Raw genomic sequence first — 16,277 nt, 5'->3', positions numbered from 1 at the left:
GCGACCACGAAGGAGAACGGATGATCGTCAGCGGCGAGCCGGGGCACGGCGCCACGATCCTCTACAGCGCCACCGACCTCACGGCGGCGGCCACCTGCGAGTTCGCCCTGGTGCGGCGGCTCGACGCGAAGCTCGGCCGCATCGCTCCACTGCCCGAGGTGGTCGACGAGATGCTCGACCGCACGGCCCGCCTCGGCGACGCTCACGAGCTGCGCACGCTGGAGCAGCTGCGCGCGCGCTTCGGTGCGTTCGACGGCGTGACTCCGGCCGGCGTCGCCGAGATCGCGCGCCCCGAGCGCTCGACGCCCGAGGCTCTGCTCGAGCACCAGCGGCACACCGTCGCCGCGCTCCGCGCCGGGGCCGACGTCGTGTTCCAGGGCACCTTCTTCGACGGCCGGTTCCTCGGCTTCGCCGACTTCCTCGTGAAGGTCCCGGGCACCTCTCGCTACGAGGTCTACGACACCAAGCTCGCGCGCCACGCCAAGATCACGGCGCTGCTGCAGCTCGCGGCCTACGCCGACCAGCTCGAGCTGCTGGGCATCCCGCTCGGCTCGCAGGTGCACCTGCTGCTGGGCGACGGCTCCACATCGACCCACGAACTGCGCGACATCCTGCCGGTCTACCGCAACCGCCGGCAGCGGCTCGAGCACCTGCTCGACGAGCGTCTCGCCGCCGGCGACGGGCCCGAGGCCGCCGTGGAATGGGGCGATCCGCGCTACACCATCTGCGGGCGCTGCGACGTCTGCGCCCCCGAAGTGGCCGCGCACGCCGACCTGCTGCTCGTGGCCGGCATCCGGGTCACCCAGCGATCGCGGCTGATCGACGCGGGCATCACCACCATCGACGAGCTGGCCTCGTCGTCGGGCCCCGTGCCCGGCATGGCCGACAGCACGGTCGAGACGTTGCGCGACCAGGCGCGCATGCAGGTCGCGGGCCGCTCCGGCCTGGCCTACCGGGTGTTCGACGCCTCCGCCCTCGCCGGGTTGCCGCGGCCCGACGCCGGTGACATCTTCTTCGACTTCGAGGGCGACCCGCTCTACTCCGAGCGCGCCGGGCCCGACTGGGGCCTCGACTACCTCTTCGGCGTCATCGAGCACGCGCCGGGCGGCGGCACGTCGTTTCGCCCCTTCTGGGCGCACGACCACGCCGAAGAGCGCGAGGCCCTGCGCCGGTTCCTCGACTACGTCACCGAGCGGTTGCGCGAGCATCCCGGCCTGCACGTCTACCACTACGCGAACTACGAGCGTGCCCACCTGCAATCCCTCGCCGCCCGCCACGGCGTGGGCGAAGACCAGCTCGACGAGTTGCTGCGCCGCGACGTGCTGGTCGATCTCTACCCCGTCGTGAAGAAGACCATCCGCGTCAGCTCGCCCTCCTACAGCCTCAAGAAGCTCGAACCGCTCTACATGGGTGAGCTCTACCGCGACAGCGAGGTGACCAACGCGGCCGACTCCATCACCGCCTATGTGCGCTACACCGAGTTGCGCGATCGAGGGCGAACGGATGCCGCGGCCGCGGTGGCCGCCGAGGCGCAACTGCGTGAGATCGCCGACTACAACGAATACGACTGCCTGTCGACGTTGCGGCTGCGCGACTGGCTGCTCGAGCGGGCGGCCGAGAACGGCGTCGTCTCGCTGTCCGAGCTCGCCGGTCAGGTCGCCCTCGACGGGCTCGCGGCCGACGACGCGGTCGGCGCTGACGCGACCGCTGCCGACACGGCAGGCTCCGAGGGCGACGGACTCGACTTCGAGCCGAGCCCGCTGCACCTGGCGCTCACGTCGCAGATCGCCGGGGTCGACCCGGCCGACCGCACGGGCGACCAGACGGCGATCGCCCTCGCGGCGGCGGCCATCGACTACCACCGGCGCGAAGACAAGTCGTTCTGGTGGGAGCATTTCAACCGCCTCGAGCAACCGCTCGACGAGTGGGCCGACACCCGCGACGTGCTCGTGGTGACCGCCGGTGTGGTCGACCGCGACTGGTATCGCAATCCCGGCCAGCGGGCCGATCGCCGTGAGATCCGGGTGCGTGGCGAACTCGCCCCCGGCAGCCGCCTCGAGCCGGGCGAGGGCGGGCGGTTCTTCGTCTACGACCCTCCGCATCCGTGGTTCGAACCCCGGTCGCGGGCGAGCGCCCGCGTGGCGCATGCCCGCACGGTGCTCGCCGACACCATCGTGCTGCCGAACGGCGTCCCCCAGTACGTCTTCGAAGAGCGTCTGCCCGCGTCCGGCGGCGCCGCCGGCTCCGCCGACGGGGGCTCCGGCTATGCGGCCCTGCCCATCGCTGTCACACCCTCGGCGCCGCCTCGAACGGTGTCGTTGCAGGCGGCGATCGCCGAGTGGGGGCAGGCGCTAGCCGATGGGCTGCCGGCCTTTCCCCGCGACGCGGCCCTCGACATCCTGCGCCGCCGGCCGCCCCGGCGACACGACGGCCGCACCCTCGAGCCCGTGCGCGACGGCGCGCGCGGCGTGATCGAGGCCATCCGCGATTCACTGCTGGCGCTCGACGACTCCTACCTCGCCGTGCAGGGGCCACCCGGAACAGGCAAGACCTTCACCGGAGCCCGCGTCGTGGCCGACCTCGTGAACCAGCACGGCTGGTCGGTCGGGGTCGTGGGGCAGTCGCACGCCGTCGTCGAGAACATGCTCGACGCGATCGTGGCGGCGGGGGTCGACGCCGACCGGGCCGGCAAGGTGAGCGAATCATCCGACGCCCTGTTCACGCCCCTGCCGAAAGAGGGCCACGCCCGATTCCTGGCCCGCGCGGCGGCCGAGGGCCGTGGCGCCGTCATCGGCGGAACGGCGTGGGACTTCACGAACCTCGGCCGCGTCGGCCGCCGTGGACTCGACCTGCTCGTGGTCGACGAGGCCGGTCAGTACTCCCTGGCCAACACCATCGCCGTCAGCGTCGCGGCCCGCAACCTGCTGCTGCTCGGCGATCCGCAGCAACTGCCCCAGGTGACGCAGGGCACCCACCCCGAGCCGGTCGACGCGTCGGCGCTCGGCTGGCTCACCGACGGGCACGACGTGCTGCCGCCCGGGCTCGGCTACTTCCTCGACCTCAGTTGGCGCATGCATCCGGCGGTCTGCGCGCCCGTCAGCGAGCTCAGCTACGAGGGCGAGCTGCACGCGATGCTGCCGGCGACCACCGATCGAGCATTGACCGGTGTGGAGCCCGGCCTGCGACTGCATCCCGTGTCACACCACGGCAACGCGACCGAGTCTCCCGAAGAAGCCGCGCGGGTGGTCGAGATCGTGAGCGACGTCGTCGGTCGCCTGTGGAGCGATCCCGCCGAGGGCGAGGGGATGCCGCGGCCCATCGGCGGCGCCGACATCATCGTCGTGGCCCCCTACAACGCCCAGGTCGAGCGCCTCGCCGCCGCACTCGCGGCCGCGGGGCATCCGGAGGTGGCGGTCGGCACGGTCGACAAGTTCCAGGGTCGCGAAGCGCCGGTCGCCATCGTGTCGCTCGCCACGTCGGCAGCCGTCGACGTGCCGCGCGGCATCGGCTTCCTGCTGATGAAGAACCGCCTCAACGTCGCTGTGTCACGGGCGAAGTGGGTGGCCCATCTGGTGTTCTCGCCGGCGCTCACCGACCACCTGCCCACCAACGAGGGCGAACTGGCGACGCTTTCGGCGTTCCTGCGGCTGATCGGCGACGATGATGCTCGCGCGGCATCCGACGCCGCTGAGCCGGTGCCCGGTGCTGCCGCTGCGGCATCCGGCGCCGACCGCGAGGCCGTCGTCAGAGCGACTCCCAGCGCCCCTCCACCCGGCGGGTGACCTGCCAGGCGATCGGCTCGACCGACACGCGAGCCCCGTCGATCGCCTGTTCGGCGATGAGGTAGGCGGCCTCGTCGGTGTCGGCGGTGTAGCGCACGGTCACCCGGGGTGCGCCGGCCACGATCGCGATGTCGGATGCCTCCACCGTCGTGTAGTCGGCGACGGCGCCGCTGAGGGTGGGCAGCACCTCTTCGGGTCGCACTCCGAGCTCGAGGGTTCCGACGATCATCGTGACGCGATAAGAGGGCATGGTCCAAGCGTGGGGGGAGCGGGGGGCCTACGGTGAGCACATGGAGCTCGTCGATTTCACGGTCGCGGGGGAGGCTCGGGTGCCGCCCCTGACGGCGTTCGACCGGGTCGTGACCCGCGACGACAGCACGTTGTTCCTCGGCTATCTCACGGTGCTGCCGGCGGTCACCGGGGTGTCGGAGCAGACCGGGCCATGGAATCATCCGGGGGAGCAACGCACCGTGCACCTCTCCGACGGCGGCCGCTTCCGCGAAGAGATCACGCGCTATGTGCGGCCGGAGGGACCGGGTTCGCGCGGATGGTTCGACTACCGTGTCACGCAGTACACGAAGCTGCTGGGGCGGCTCGTCTCCGACGCGCACGCGAGCTGGCTCTACGAGCCCGTCGGCGAGGCGACCCGCATCCGCTGGACTTACGGGTTCCGCCCGCTGCCGGGCCGCCGGTTCATCGTCGCCCACGTCATCGGGCCGATCTGGCTGCGCTACATGAAGCGTTCGATGGCGGAATGCGTGCGCGTTGCGAGCGGGTCGTGACAGCATGAAACCATGACCTACCTCGCCTCCGACGACCGCTACGAATCCCTGCCCTATCGCCGCTCCGGGCGCAGCGGCCTTCTGCTCCCGGCGGTGTCGCTCGGCCTCTGGCAGAACTTCGGCGACGAGAAGCCGCTCGACACGCAGCGCGCGATTCTGCGCCGCGCCTTCGATCGTGGTGTGACGCACATCGACCTCGCCAACAACTACGGCCCGCCCTACGGCAGCGCCGAGATCAATTTCGGGCGGGTGTTCGCCGAAGACCTCGCGCCCTACCGCGATGAACTCGTCATATCGACCAAGGCGGGTTACGACATGTGGCCGGGCCCCTACGGCAACTTCGGTTCCCGCAAATACCTGCTGGCCTCGCTCGATCAGTCGCTCGGCCGCATGGGGCTCGATTACGTCGACATCTTCTACTCCCACCGGGCCGACCCCGACACGCCGCTCGACGAGACGATGGGAGCCCTGCACACGGCCGTGCAGTCGGGGCGGGCTCTCTACGCCGGCATCTCGTCGTACTCGCCCGAGCGCACCGTCGAGGCCGCCCGCATCCTCGCCGATCTCGGCACGCCGCTGCTCATCCACCAGCCCTCGTATTCGATGTTCAACCGCTGGATCGAGCACGGTCTGCTCGACACGCTCGGCGATCTCGGCGTCGGCTGCATCGCGTTCTCGCCGCTCGCCCAGGGGCTGCTGACCGATCGCTACCTCGAAGGCGTACCCGACGACTCCCGCGGCGCCCGGGGCGGCTCGATGCAGAAGACCATGCTCACCGACGAGACCCTCGGCCGGGTGCGCGCCCTCAACGACATCGCCGCCGGCCGCGGTCAGACGCTCGCCCAGCTGGCGCTGTCGTGGGCGCTGCGCGACGAGCGGGTCACCTCGGTGCTGATCGGCGCCTCCTCGGTCGAGCAACTCGACGACAACCTCGACGCCACCGCGAACCTCGACTTCACGGCCGACGAGCTCGCCCGCATCGACGAGCTCGCGGTCGACGCCGGCATCAACCTGTGGCAGTCGTCGAGCGACGTCTGACGGGCGGATGACGGCCGTTCTCCTCACCGGGTCGCGCGCGCCGGTCGCACTCGATCTGGCCCGCCGGTTCGCCGAGGAGGGCGCGTTCGTCATGGTGGCCGACAGTCAGCCGGCGATCTCGTCGGCGTCGTCGGCCGTCGGGGCGGCCTACCGGGTGCCGTCGGCCCGGTTCCGGCCGCTCGAGTTCGCCGCCGCCGTGGCGGGCATCGCGCGGCGCCACGCGGTCGACCTCATCGTGCCCACGTGCGAAGAGACGTTCTGGCTCGCGGCGGTCGCATTCGCGCGCCCCGATGGCTCGGGCGCAGCTTCCGAGACGGTCGCCGCCCTCCGCGACCGATTGTTCGCGCCACCGATCGACGTGTTGCGCCGCCTGCACGACAAGGCGGAGTTCATGACGCTGCTCGACGAGCTCGGAGTGGCGCATCCGTCGACCGAAGTGATCTCGTCGGCCATCCGCTGGCGCCGGCGGGCCGAGGCCAGGGCCCGTGGTGCCCGCCCCCCGGTGGTCGTCAAGCCGGCGTTCTCGCGCTTCGGCACCCGAACCCTGCTGGTCGACGAGGGCCAGCCGCTTCCGGCCCTGCCCCGCGTGACTCGTGAAGAACGCTGGCTCGTGCAAGAGCGGCTGACCGGCGAGGAGTACTGCACCTACGCCGTCGCCGTGGGCGGCCGGTTGACCGCGTTCGTGGCCTACCGCCCGGCATGGCGGGCCGGGCGCGGTGCGGGCGTGGCCTTCGAGCGCCTCGACCCCGCGTCGGCACTCGCGCTCGACGCCCGTCGCATCGCCGCGTCGATCGCCGCCCGGCTCACCATGACGGGTCAGTTCGGCCTCGACCTCATGATGACCGCGTCGGGCCCCCAGGTGCTCGAGTGCAATCCGCGGGCGACGAGCGGGCTCCACCTGTTCGCGCCGGGCGGTGGCCTCGCCGGCGCCTTCCGGGGCGTGGAGGCCGCCGGGCCGAGTCGTGCCACCGCGCGCCTCGGTCTGCCGCTCGCGATGTATGCCGCACCCGGCATGCGCCATCCCGCCGACGTCGCGCGCTGGTGGCGTCTGCGCCGGTCTCCGGATGCGCTCCGGCCCCCGGGCGATCGGGTGTCGGTCGCGAAGCTGGCGCGGTCGATCGCCGTGCAGCAACGCACCGCACGCCAGGCCGGCGTCTCGCTGCTCGCCGCCTCCACCCACGACATCGAGTGGAACGGCGAGCCCCTCCCGCCCCGTCAGTCGAGCCCGCCTCTGGCTCCCTCCCGAGCAGCTCCGGATGCTCCGGATGCCGCGTCCACCCCGCACCCGCATGACGCCGCCCCGCCGTCGTCTCCGCACCTCGGGGCGGCATCGGCACCACCTCCCGCGAGTTCCGCTGCCCACGGACGGCCGCGCCAGGCTCCGCCCCCGCCGGACGGCGAATCGGTCGGTGAGTCACCGCGCGACTGGGCAGACGTCTTCGCCGATGGCATGAGCAGCCCCGCCGGCACGACGGGTCTCGTCGAGAACGTCGAGGCGCTGGTCGGCGTCGTCGAGGTCGATGGGCATCGTCTGCCCGTCACGACGCCGCGCCGTTGCACGACCCGCGACGCGCCGCCGCAGAGCTACGTCGTGTCACCCCTCAGCCATTACGTGCATTACGCCCGTGAAGAGCTCGGCAACCTGGAGTCGCGTGCGGCGCGGGTGGTGGCATCCGGAGTGCTCACGGTGCTCGGTCGTGTGCTCGCCACCGGGCGCATCGACGACGTGGTCATCGTGGGCAACGCCCTGCTCTCCACGAACCTGCTCCCCGACGTGGGGGAGGCGGCGCTGCAACGGTTGACGACCGAGCTGGCGGCCGCCCACCCCGGCCGGGCGATCGTCTGGCGCAGCGTGCACGGCCGCGGATCGCGCCTGCCCGACACCCTCCGGCGATCGGGCTACCGGCTCATCCCGTCGCGGAGCGTGCTGTTCACCCCGACGCGCGACGACGAATGGGCGGGGCTCCGCGACAGCCGGCGCGACCGCGCGACCCTCGACGCGTCTGGCTATCGAGCACTGCGCCCGCCGGTTGACGACGCCACCGGGATGTCGCACCCCCACGTGCGCCAACGCATCGCCGAGCTCTACGACCTGCTCTACGTCGGCAAGTACTCCACCCTCAATCCGCGCTACACCGCCGACTTCGTGGGGCTCGCGCAACGATCGGGGCTGCTCGACTTCATCGTGCTGGAGCGGAACGGCCGCATCGACGGCGTCTTCGGCTTTCGGGTGGCGCACGGGCTGCTCGCGGCGCCGCTCGTCGGCTACGACACGGCCTTGCCGCAGAGCGCCGGCCTCTACCGCATGCTCACCTACCTCATCGCCCGCACGGCGCACGAGCACGACGTCGAACTGCACAACTCGAGCGGCGTCGCGCAGTTCAAACGCAACCGCGGTGCAGAGGCGGAGATCGAGTACACCGCCGTCTACACCCGGCATCTGCCGGCGCCGCGCCGCGCCGCCTGGGCCCTGCTCGAGATCGTGGTGCGCCGGATCGCCGTGCCCCTCGTCGCCCGAGACGGCTTGTGACCGCCCGACCTGCGACCACCCGCGCCGACCGTGCGGGCCAATCACCGAACAGCATCTAGCCGCACCCCGCCACCGGAACGGTGCCGACGCGTGCGGCGCAGGCACTCTGGTGACGTTTGCATGGGGCAGGTAGTCATGATCTGTGAGTTCCGTTCATTCCGAGGCCGCCCGTCTGCTGGGTGCGCGCATCCGAGATGAACGGCAGCGATTCGCGATCAACCAGATGGAACTCGCCGATCTGGCCGGCCTGCACTTCACCAACCTCGGCAAGATCGAACGCGGTCAGGCCAACCCCTCGCTGCACACCATCCTGCGCATCGCCGGGGCACTCAACCTCAACCCGGGCGCCCTGCTCGACGGCATGACGGCCGACATGCTGCCCGACCGCCCGCACCGCGTCACCGTGGCCGACCTCATCCGGGCCCGCGAGGCCAACACGTAATCTCCCGCGGCGCGCTCAGAAGCTCACCCGCCAGAGATATTCGTCTCCGTTGGGCCGGAACCAGCGGATGATGAGCACCGCCGATCGCGGCAGGGAGTCGCCGCGGATGTGCAGGCGCACCTCCTGCCCGGGAACCAGCAGGAGCGGTGCGGTCGCGGGCATCACCCCGGAGCCGAGCAGGCTGAACGAGAGCCCCCGCAGGGGTTCGTCACTGATGTTGCTCAGCCGGTAGCTGCGGGGTGCATCGCGTCGATCGAGGCGGAGCGGCACGGGGTAGGCGACGGAATCGGTTTCGTAATGAGTGGTGTAACTGCTTGCCATGGCAGAAAGTAGATCCCGCACCACTGACGAAAGGGCCCCGAAAGCCGGGTGCGGAGCCCGGTTGTGGATAACTTCGTCGAGATCACTCGGCTGTGTCGGAGGCGTAGCGTCGCAGCGCCTCTTCGATCGGGCCGTCGAACACCAATCGGCCCTTGTCGAGATAGAGCCCCCGCGTGCAGAATCGGCGCAGATCGCGCTCGTTGTGCGACACGAAGAACAGCGTGCGCCCGCCCTCGAGCAGCTCCTCGATGCGCCGATAGCACTTCTCGCGAAAACCCTTGTCGCCCACGGCGAGCACCTCGTCGACCAGGATGATCGGCTCTTCGAGCTGCGCGATCACCGAGAACGCGATCCGCACCCGCATCCCGCTCGAGAGGTGCTTGTAGGGCGTGTCGAGAAAGTCGCCGATCTCGGCGAAGGCGATGATGTCGTCGAACCGCTCGTCGACCTCGCGCCGGGTCATGCCGTGCAGGCCGGCGGTGAGGTAGACGTTGTCGCGCACGGTGAGGTCGTCGACGAATCCGCCCGTGATCTCGATCAACGGCGCGACGCCTTCGTTGACGCGCACGTGCCCCTCGTCGGGCAGCACCACTTCGGCCACGAGCTTGAGCAGCGTCGACTTGCCTTGTCCGTTGCGGCCGATCACGCCGATCGCCTCGCCCTGCTTCACCGTGAAGCTCACATCGCGGAGCGCCCAGAACTCGTCGGGACGCGACCGGCGCGCGCGGCCGGCGAACAGGTCTTTGAAGCTGCGCCGGGCGCGCTTGTTGCGTTTGAACCGGATGCCGAGCCGGTCGACGGCGATGACGTCGGGGGCCACGGTCAGATCTCCTTCAGCACGGAGCGCTCGGAGCGCTGGAAGACGAGGATGCCGATGGCCAGCAGCACGCACGACATCAGGGCGCCGACGCCCACCAGATACCAGTCGAGCTGGTCGGGAAAGAAGCCCGCCCGGTAGAGCGAGAACACGCCGCTCAGCGGGTTGAACGCCGCCCAGGGCTGCAGGTTCACCGGCAGGTCGTGGGTGCCGTAGATGATGGGCGAGGCATAGAAGAGGAAGCGCAGCGCGAGCTTCACCGCCCGCTCGAGATCGCGGAAGAACACCACGAGCGGCGCCACGATCAGCGCCACCCCGACGGTGAGCACGGCCTGCAGCACGATGGCCACGGGAAACAGCAGCAGATCCCAGTTGACCGACGCGCCCGCCAGCACGGCGAAGATCGCCAGCACCGGGATGCTGGCCAAGAACTCGATGCCCTTCGAGAGCACGAGACGGTTCACCCAGATGGTGCGGGGGATCTTCGTCGAGCGGATGAGCTTCGCCTCGCGCAGGAACGCGCGCGTGGCATCCGACACCGTTCCGTTGAACCACATCCACGGCAGCAGCGCCGCCAGCAGGAAGACGATGTAGGGCTGCGAACCGACCTGCTTCTGGAACACCTGGGTGAAGACGAACCAGTAGATGCCCGCCATCACGAGCGGATCGAGGATCGACCAGACGTAGCCGAGCGCCGACGTCGAGTAGCGCACCCGCAGGTCACGCCGGGTCAGCAGCCAGAGCGAATGACGATAGCGCGACCATCCGCCGCTCTTGCGATGCAGCGGCAGCTGTGTCGCTGCGCTCACGTGCTGGTGCCCCTCTCCGAACAGCCGGTGTCACTGGCCGTCGGAGGCCACTCTATTTCACCCGAGGGTGCTCAGACGTAGAGGTTCGCCCGCTCGAGGTCTTCGGCGAAGTCGACCTCGACCGCGTAGAGGTCGGAGATGTCGACGGGCTCGATGAGCACACGGTCTTTCTCGATCGCGAGTTCGAGGCCGCGCTCGAAGTAGTCCTGGTCGTTCACGCGCTGCAGGTGGCGGATGAACGAGGCCTTGTCGCGGCTCGAGATGTAGTTGATGCCCACGGCCTCACCGAGGCCGCCCACGACGGTCTTCGACAACTCGTCGATGTAGCCCTCGGCGGTGGTGGTGTACTTCACCTCTTCGTCGGACACCTTCGAGGTGTTGACGGTGACGAACGACTGGTCGCGCGCGATCATGGCGAGCGCCCGGTCGAGAACGGCCGGGTCGAACACGACGTCTCCGTTCATCCACAGCACGCCGCCGGCCGAGGAGGCCTGCAGGGCGCGCAGCAGGCTCTTCGACGTGTTCGTCTGGTCGTATTCCTCGTTGTAGACGAAGGATGCCTCGGGAAAAGCCTCGATGATGTGCTCGAGCTTGTAACCCACCACGATGGTGACCTTGGCCTCGTTGCCGAAGGTGTGGCGGATGTTGTCGAACTGCTGGCCCATGATGGTGCGGCCGTCGCTGAGCTCGGTGAGGGGTTTGGGAAGGGAGCGGCCGAGGCGGCTGCCCATGCCTGCGGCAAGAATGACGACCTGCGTGGTCACGTTGTCTCCTCTGATCAGTAGCGCCGAGTATCGGTGCCGGTCAGGGCGCCGAGGTCTTGGCTTCAGGCGGGGGCGTGAGCATCAGATCAGAGTTCAGGCCCGATTCACCTCACGGTTTCGTTCCAGACACGTCGTTATGCCTTGCTCAAGTGTACTGTGACCCCTTTTTGGGGCAAGGGCGAGCCTGTGTATCGTTTCTGTTTCGTGATAAGAGACTGCGCCCGGAAGGTGTCAGACTGAATGCTCCTCGGCTGTGGTCGCCCGGGGATTTCCGACGCCCGGTGCAGGGCAGCAGAGGGATTGATAGGTTAGTGCGGTGAGCTCAGAGTCAGACACTCCAAATGCCGGGGGAGCACGGTCTGGCAGCGCACGTTCGCCACGCCGGGCCCCTGCCAAGACCGCGGGTGCGCCCGCGTCGTCGACCGGCCGTCAGCCCGTGAAGCGCACCACGCAGAAGCCCGCGACCCCGGGCAAACCGGCGGCCGCGAAGCCCGCTGCGGCGCGTCGGCCCGCCTCACCGGCGAAGCCGGGCACCACTTCGAAGCCCGCCGCTGCCACGCGTTCCGCGGCGGCCGGCACGGCGCCGACGACTCCGGATGCCGTGGCCGAGCGGGTCGAGGTCGTGGAGGTCGTCGAGGTGGTCGAGACCGCTGACGGGCTCGACATCTTCGAGATCGACGACGCCGACGAGGTGCTCGAGAGCGCACAGGAGGTCGACGAGGTGCGCGTGGTCGACGAGGTGCTTGAGTCGGCGGCATCCGCGCCGGTGCAGCCGGTGACGCCCCGCAAGCCCGCTCCGAAGAAGCCGGCGGCACCCCGGAAGCCGGTGCAGCGGAAGCCCGTGCAACGCACGCCCGTCGAGCAAGCGCCGGCACCCGCGGCGCCGCGAACGCCGCGCACGCCCGCCCGGCCCCGAACGCGCACGTCGGCCCCGCCGCTCGTGGTGCGCGATCTCGACCCGAACAACATCGTGCTGTCGATCTCGGGCCTCACGAAGAAGTTCGGCAGCAAGACCGCCGTGGCCGGTGTCGACATCGACGTGCCTCTGGGCTCGTTCTACGGCATCGTCGGCCCGAACGGCGCCGGCAAGACCACGACCCTGTCGATGGTGACCGGCCTGCTGCGCCCCGACGGCGGTTCCATCACCGTGCTCGACCAAGACGTCTGGCGCGATCCGGCCGCGGCGAAGCGCCTCATCGGCGTGCTGCCCGACCGGCTGCGCCTCTTCGACCGGCTCACCGGTCGGCAGCTGCTCTACTACTCCGGCACGCTCCGCGGGCTCGACGCACAGACCGTCAGCCGGCGCAGCGACGACCTCGCGGTGGCCTTCGGGCTCGAAGACGCGCTCGGGCGGCTGGTCGCCGACTACTCGGCGGGCATGACCAAGAAGATCGCCCTGGCGTGCGCGATGATCCACTCGCCGCGCATCCTGGTGCTCGACGAGCCGTTCGAGTCGGTCGACCCGGTGTCGGCCGCGAACGTGGTCGAGATCCTGCAGAAGTACGTCGCCGGCGGAGGCACGGTGGTGCTCTCCAGCCACAGCATGGACATGATCCAGCGCGTCTGCGACCGCGTCGCCATCATCGTGGAAGGCCGGGTGCTCTCGAAGGGCACGGTCGACCAGGTGCGTGAAGGCGGCACCCTCGAACAACGATTCGTCGAACTGGCGGGCGGCCGCAAGAGCGCAGAAGGCATGGAATGGTTGCTGAGTTCGTCAGACTGAGGTTCCGGCTCCTCGGCAACACCGCCCGACGCAGCACCCCGCAGCTCGTCGCCGTCGTCATCGGCATCGCCTTCGCTGCGATCGTGACGATCGCGCTGGTCGCGGTGCTCGTGGGCCTCCGCGACGGCGAACCCGAGCTGACCCGCAACATCGTGGTCGTCGGCGGGTCGCTCGTGGTCGCCGGCTTCCTGCTCGTGCCGATCGTGTTCAGTCTTCCCGACGCCATGGATCCACGGTCGTTCTCTCTGTACGGCGTCTCCGACGACAAGGTCGCCCTCGGGCTGTTCGTCGCCGCCTTCGTCAGCGTGCCGGCGCTCGTCGTGACGCTCGTGAGCCTCGCCACCATCGTCACCTGGTCGCAGTCGCCGGGTTCGGTGCTGCTCGCGGTCGTCTCGGCCGTCATCGGCGCCCTGACCTGCGTGCTCGGCGCCCGGGTCACCCTGTCGATCTCGGCGTTCGCCTTCGCCACCCGGCGGGCGCGCGAGTTCGGTGCCGTCATCGGGGTGCTGGCCCTCATCGTGATCGTTCCCGGCATCCTGCTGCTCGTGCTCACCGGCTGGGGCGCCGACGACGGCGGCTTCTTCAGTTCGCTCGAGAATGTGCTGGGCTGGACGCCGCTCGGCGCGGCCTGGGCCATCCCGGCCGATGCGGCCAACGGCCAGTGGGTGTTCGCCGTGCTGAAGCTCCTGATCGCCCTGGCCACGGTCGCGCTGCTCTGGCTCGCGTGGAAGGGACTCGTGGCGCTCATGCTCGTCAACCCCGGCCACCAGGTCGAGCAGCGCGAGCACGTCGGTCTCGGCTGGTTCGGCCGCACGCCGACCACTCCCACCGGCGCCATCGCCGCCCGCTCACTCACCTACTGGGGGCGCGACGCGCGCTACTACGCCCAGCTGCTGCCGGTGCCGCTGGTGCCGATCGTGGCCGTGGCGGTGTTCGTGTTCGTCGGCATCCCGATCGAATACACGGCGCTGCTGCCGGTGCCGCTGATGTGCATCTTCCTCGGCTGGGTGGTGCACAACGACGTGGCGTTCGACAACACCGCCGTGTGGCTGCACGTCGTCGCGGGCAAGCTCGGCGTCGCCGACCGCATCGGCCGCATGATCCCGGTCGTGCTCATCGCGATTCCGCTGATCGGCATCGGCTCGTTCCTCAGCGTGCTGTTCGCCAACAACCCCGACGCGCTGCCGGCCGTGCTCGGCGCGAGCACCTGCCTGGTGCTCACGGGCCTCGGTCTCGGCAGCATCTTCTCGGCGCGCTTCCCCTATGCCGCCACGCGGCCGGGTGACAGCGCCTTCACGCAGCCGCAGTCGACCGGCCCGACGCCCGTGCTCGCGCAGAGCTTCTCGCTGTTCGGCACCATCGCGCTGTCGACGCCGTCGATCGTGTTCGGGGTGCTCGGCGTGTTCGTCGACCCGGACTACTTCTGGATGTCGCTCTGGACCGGACTCGGCGTCGGCGTCGTCGTGCTGGTGGGCGGCGTGGCCTGGGGCGCGGGCATCTTCAACCGCCGCGGCCCCGAGATCCTCGCCGCGGCGCAGCGCAACTGATCGCGCTCACCTGATCGCGCCGGGCAGATCGCGCCGGGCTGACCGAGACCGTTCCACGAGCCGTAGAATCGTCGTCATGGTCAACCCCGCATCCGCAAGCATCTCCGAGCCGGGCGGCATCCCCACCGGTGGCGGAACGTCGACGCTCGATCGCGAACTCGAAGAACTGCTCACCACCGAGCAGATCGATCCCGGCGACCACGAGCGCTTCTCGCACTACGTCAAGAAAGAGCAGATCCTCGAGTCGGCGATGACCGGCAAGCCGGTAAAGGCCCTCTGCGGCAAGAAGTGGACGCCCGGCCGCGACCCCGAGAAGTTCCCCGTGTGCCCCACCTGCAAAGAGATCTACGAGAACCTCACCGACGACTGAGGCCGACGACTGACGCCGACGGCTGAGGCCGACGACGCCTAGACCTCGGCGTAGACGGTCGGCACCGCCGGTTCGCCGGCAGCGAGACGGAAGGCCTCCGGCGGCAGCTCGCGGAGCGCCGTGGCCCGCCTCTCCCGCGCCGCCTCGACGCCCCGGTGCCCCAGGTGCGCGGGGTCGGCGACGCCGTCGGTCACGAGCGTCGTGTGCAGCGCCCGGCCGCGCACCACAGCGGGGGCGGCGGCGCCGACGTAGATGGTCTCCGAGACCGCGGTTCCGGATGCGTCGAGCAGCCGCACCGGGTGCTTGCGACCGCCGTGGGTCGCCTTCTCGGGCGACTTCTTGGCCACCGACACCCAGTCGCCGTCGGCGCCCTGGCGCGCGACGAGCTTGTAGACCATGCCGGCGGCGGGGGAGCCTGAGCCGGTGACCACCGAGGTGCCCACCCCGAACGAGTCGACCGGCGTGGCGGCGAGCGCCGCGATCGTGTACTCGTCGAGGTCGTTCGTCACCGTGATCTTCGTCGCGGTGTTGCCCAGCCCGTCGAGCTGCCGGCGCACCGACGACACCAGGGTCAGCAGGTCGCCCGAGTCGAGGCGCACCGCCCCGAGCTCCGGGCCCGCCACCCGCACAGCGGTCTCGACGCCGTGGGGCACGTCGTAGGTGTCGACCAGCAGCGTGGTCGACGCGCCGAGGGCGTCGACCTGCGCCCGGAACGCCTCTTCCTCGGAGTCGAACAGCATCGTGAAGGCGTGGGCGGCGGTGCCCATGGTCGGCACTCCCCAGGTGCGGCCGGCCTCGAGGTTCGAGGTGGCGCCGAAACCCGCGATGTAGGCAGCACGGGCCGCCGCCACCGCCGAGTGCTCACCCGTGCGCCGCGAACCCATCTCGGCCAGCGGGCGGCCGAGGGCGGCGGTGACCATGCGCGACGCGGCACTCGCCACCGACGAGTCGTAGTTGAGCACGCTCAGGATGAGCGTTTCGAGCACGACCCCCTCGGCGAAGCTCGACTCGACCACGAGGATGGGCGAGTTCGGAAAGTAGACCTCGCCCTCGCGGTAGCCCGTGATCGACCCGGTGAAACGGTAGCCCGCGAGCCAGTCGAGGGTCGCGTCGCTGACGACCCGGTTCTGCCGCAGGAACTCGAGTTCGGCGTCTCCGAACCGGAAGTCGGCGATGAGCTCGAGCAGTCGCCCGGTGCCCGCGACCACGCCGTAGCGGCGACCGGCCGGCAGTGAGCGGCCGAAGGCTTCGAACACGCTCGGGCGGTCGTGGGTTCCCGCCCGGATTGCCGCATCGATCATCGTCAGTTCGTAGCGGTCGGTGAGCAGCGCGGTTGACTCGGTCACGATCTG

At 70.1% G+C, this 16,277-nt stretch carries 14 protein-coding genes; 8 read left to right on the top strand and 6 right to left on the bottom strand.

What is annotated here, in order from left to right:
* The first annotated feature begins 20 nt into the window (after positions 1-20).
* Positions 21-3,782, top strand: a complete 3,762-nt coding sequence (locus N1032_RS09970) for a TM0106 family RecB-like putative nuclease (RefSeq protein WP_259538905.1) — start codon at positions 21-23, stop codon at positions 3,780-3,782.
* Here the strand turns inward: N1032_RS09970 and N1032_RS09965 are convergent.
* Positions 3,745-4,032: a hypothetical protein gene (locus N1032_RS09965; RefSeq protein WP_259538904.1), complete on the bottom strand. Its 288-nt coding sequence runs from the start codon at positions 4,030-4,032 to the stop codon at positions 3,745-3,747. The two genes, N1032_RS09970 and N1032_RS09965, sit on opposite strands and share 38 nt — an antisense overlap.
* Before the next feature lie 40 nt (positions 4,033-4,072).
* On the opposite strand from N1032_RS09965, the gene N1032_RS09960 reads away from it, so the two are divergent.
* The 4 genes from N1032_RS09960 to N1032_RS09945 all read left to right on the top strand — a co-directional run bounded on the left by N1032_RS09960 (position 4,073) and on the right by N1032_RS09945 (position 8,574).
* Positions 4,073-4,564 carry an SRPBCC family protein gene (locus N1032_RS09960; RefSeq protein ID WP_259538903.1) on the top strand — a complete coding sequence of 164 codons (492 nt, stop codon included), beginning with the start codon at positions 4,073-4,075 and terminating at the stop codon, positions 4,562-4,564.
* Between the two features lie 12 nt (positions 4,565-4,576).
* Complete coding sequence (gene mgrA / locus N1032_RS09955; RefSeq protein WP_259538902.1) at positions 4,577-5,602, top strand: L-glyceraldehyde 3-phosphate reductase; 1,026 nt, start codon at positions 4,577-4,579, stop codon at positions 5,600-5,602.
* A gap of 7 nt (positions 5,603-5,609) precedes the next feature.
* Complete coding sequence (locus tag N1032_RS09950) at positions 5,610-8,132, top strand: ATP-grasp domain-containing protein (protein WP_259538901.1); 2,523 nt, start codon at positions 5,610-5,612, stop codon at positions 8,130-8,132.
* 142 nt (positions 8,133-8,274) lie between these two features.
* Positions 8,275-8,574, top strand: a complete 300-nt coding sequence (locus N1032_RS09945) for a helix-turn-helix domain-containing protein (protein ID WP_259538900.1) — start codon at positions 8,275-8,277, stop codon at positions 8,572-8,574.
* A gap of 15 nt (positions 8,575-8,589) precedes the next feature.
* On the opposite strand, the gene N1032_RS09940 is transcribed toward N1032_RS09945, so the two are convergent.
* The 4 genes from N1032_RS09940 to N1032_RS09925 all read right to left on the bottom strand — a co-directional run bounded on the left by N1032_RS09940 (position 8,590) and on the right by N1032_RS09925 (position 11,285).
* Positions 8,590-8,895: a hypothetical protein gene (locus tag N1032_RS09940; RefSeq protein ID WP_259538899.1), complete on the bottom strand. Its 306-nt coding sequence runs from the start codon at positions 8,893-8,895 to the stop codon at positions 8,590-8,592.
* Between the two features lie 82 nt (positions 8,896-8,977).
* A complete protein-coding gene (locus N1032_RS09935; protein ID WP_259538898.1) occupies positions 8,978-9,715 on the bottom strand; it encodes an ABC transporter ATP-binding protein in 738 nt (245 codons plus the stop codon).
* A 2-nt stretch (positions 9,716-9,717) separates the two neighbouring features.
* Positions 9,718-10,521 (bottom strand): ABC transporter permease, encoded by an 804-nt coding sequence (locus N1032_RS09930; RefSeq protein ID WP_259538897.1) that lies wholly within the window; start codon positions 10,519-10,521, stop codon positions 9,718-9,720.
* A 71-nt stretch (positions 10,522-10,592) separates the two neighbouring features.
* A complete protein-coding gene (locus N1032_RS09925) occupies positions 10,593-11,285 on the bottom strand; it encodes a phosphocholine cytidylyltransferase family protein (RefSeq protein WP_259538896.1) in 693 nt (230 codons plus the stop codon).
* A 316-nt stretch (positions 11,286-11,601) separates the two neighbouring features.
* On the opposite strand from N1032_RS09925, the gene N1032_RS28390 reads away from it, so the two are divergent.
* From N1032_RS28390 to N1032_RS09910, 3 genes are all read left to right on the top strand, one after another.
* Positions 11,602-13,008 (top strand): ABC transporter ATP-binding protein, encoded by a 1,407-nt coding sequence (locus N1032_RS28390; RefSeq protein WP_407933021.1) that lies wholly within the window; start codon positions 11,602-11,604, stop codon positions 13,006-13,008.
* A complete protein-coding gene (locus N1032_RS09915; RefSeq protein WP_259538895.1) occupies positions 12,984-14,555 on the top strand; it encodes a hypothetical protein in 1,572 nt (523 codons plus the stop codon). The genes N1032_RS28390 and N1032_RS09915 overlap by 25 nt, the downstream gene beginning before the upstream one ends.
* A 76-nt stretch (positions 14,556-14,631) precedes the next feature.
* A complete protein-coding gene (locus N1032_RS09910; protein WP_259538894.1) occupies positions 14,632-14,925 on the top strand; it encodes a DUF3039 domain-containing protein in 294 nt (97 codons plus the stop codon).
* Between the two features lie 38 nt (positions 14,926-14,963).
* On the opposite strand, the gene N1032_RS09905 is transcribed toward N1032_RS09910, so the two are convergent.
* Complete coding sequence (locus N1032_RS09905; RefSeq protein ID WP_259538893.1) at positions 14,964-16,271, bottom strand: nicotinate phosphoribosyltransferase; 1,308 nt, start codon at positions 16,269-16,271, stop codon at positions 14,964-14,966.
* Between the last annotated feature and the right edge of the window lie 6 nt (positions 16,272-16,277).

Origin of the sequence: Herbiconiux daphne (assembly GCF_024979295.1) — a bacterium.
In the GTDB taxonomy this organism is placed as follows: domain Bacteria; phylum Actinomycetota; class Actinomycetes; order Actinomycetales; family Microbacteriaceae; genus Herbiconiux; species Herbiconiux daphnes.
Note: the sequence above shows the minus strand (reverse complement) of the source record. Positions and strands in the feature narration are given on the sequence as shown.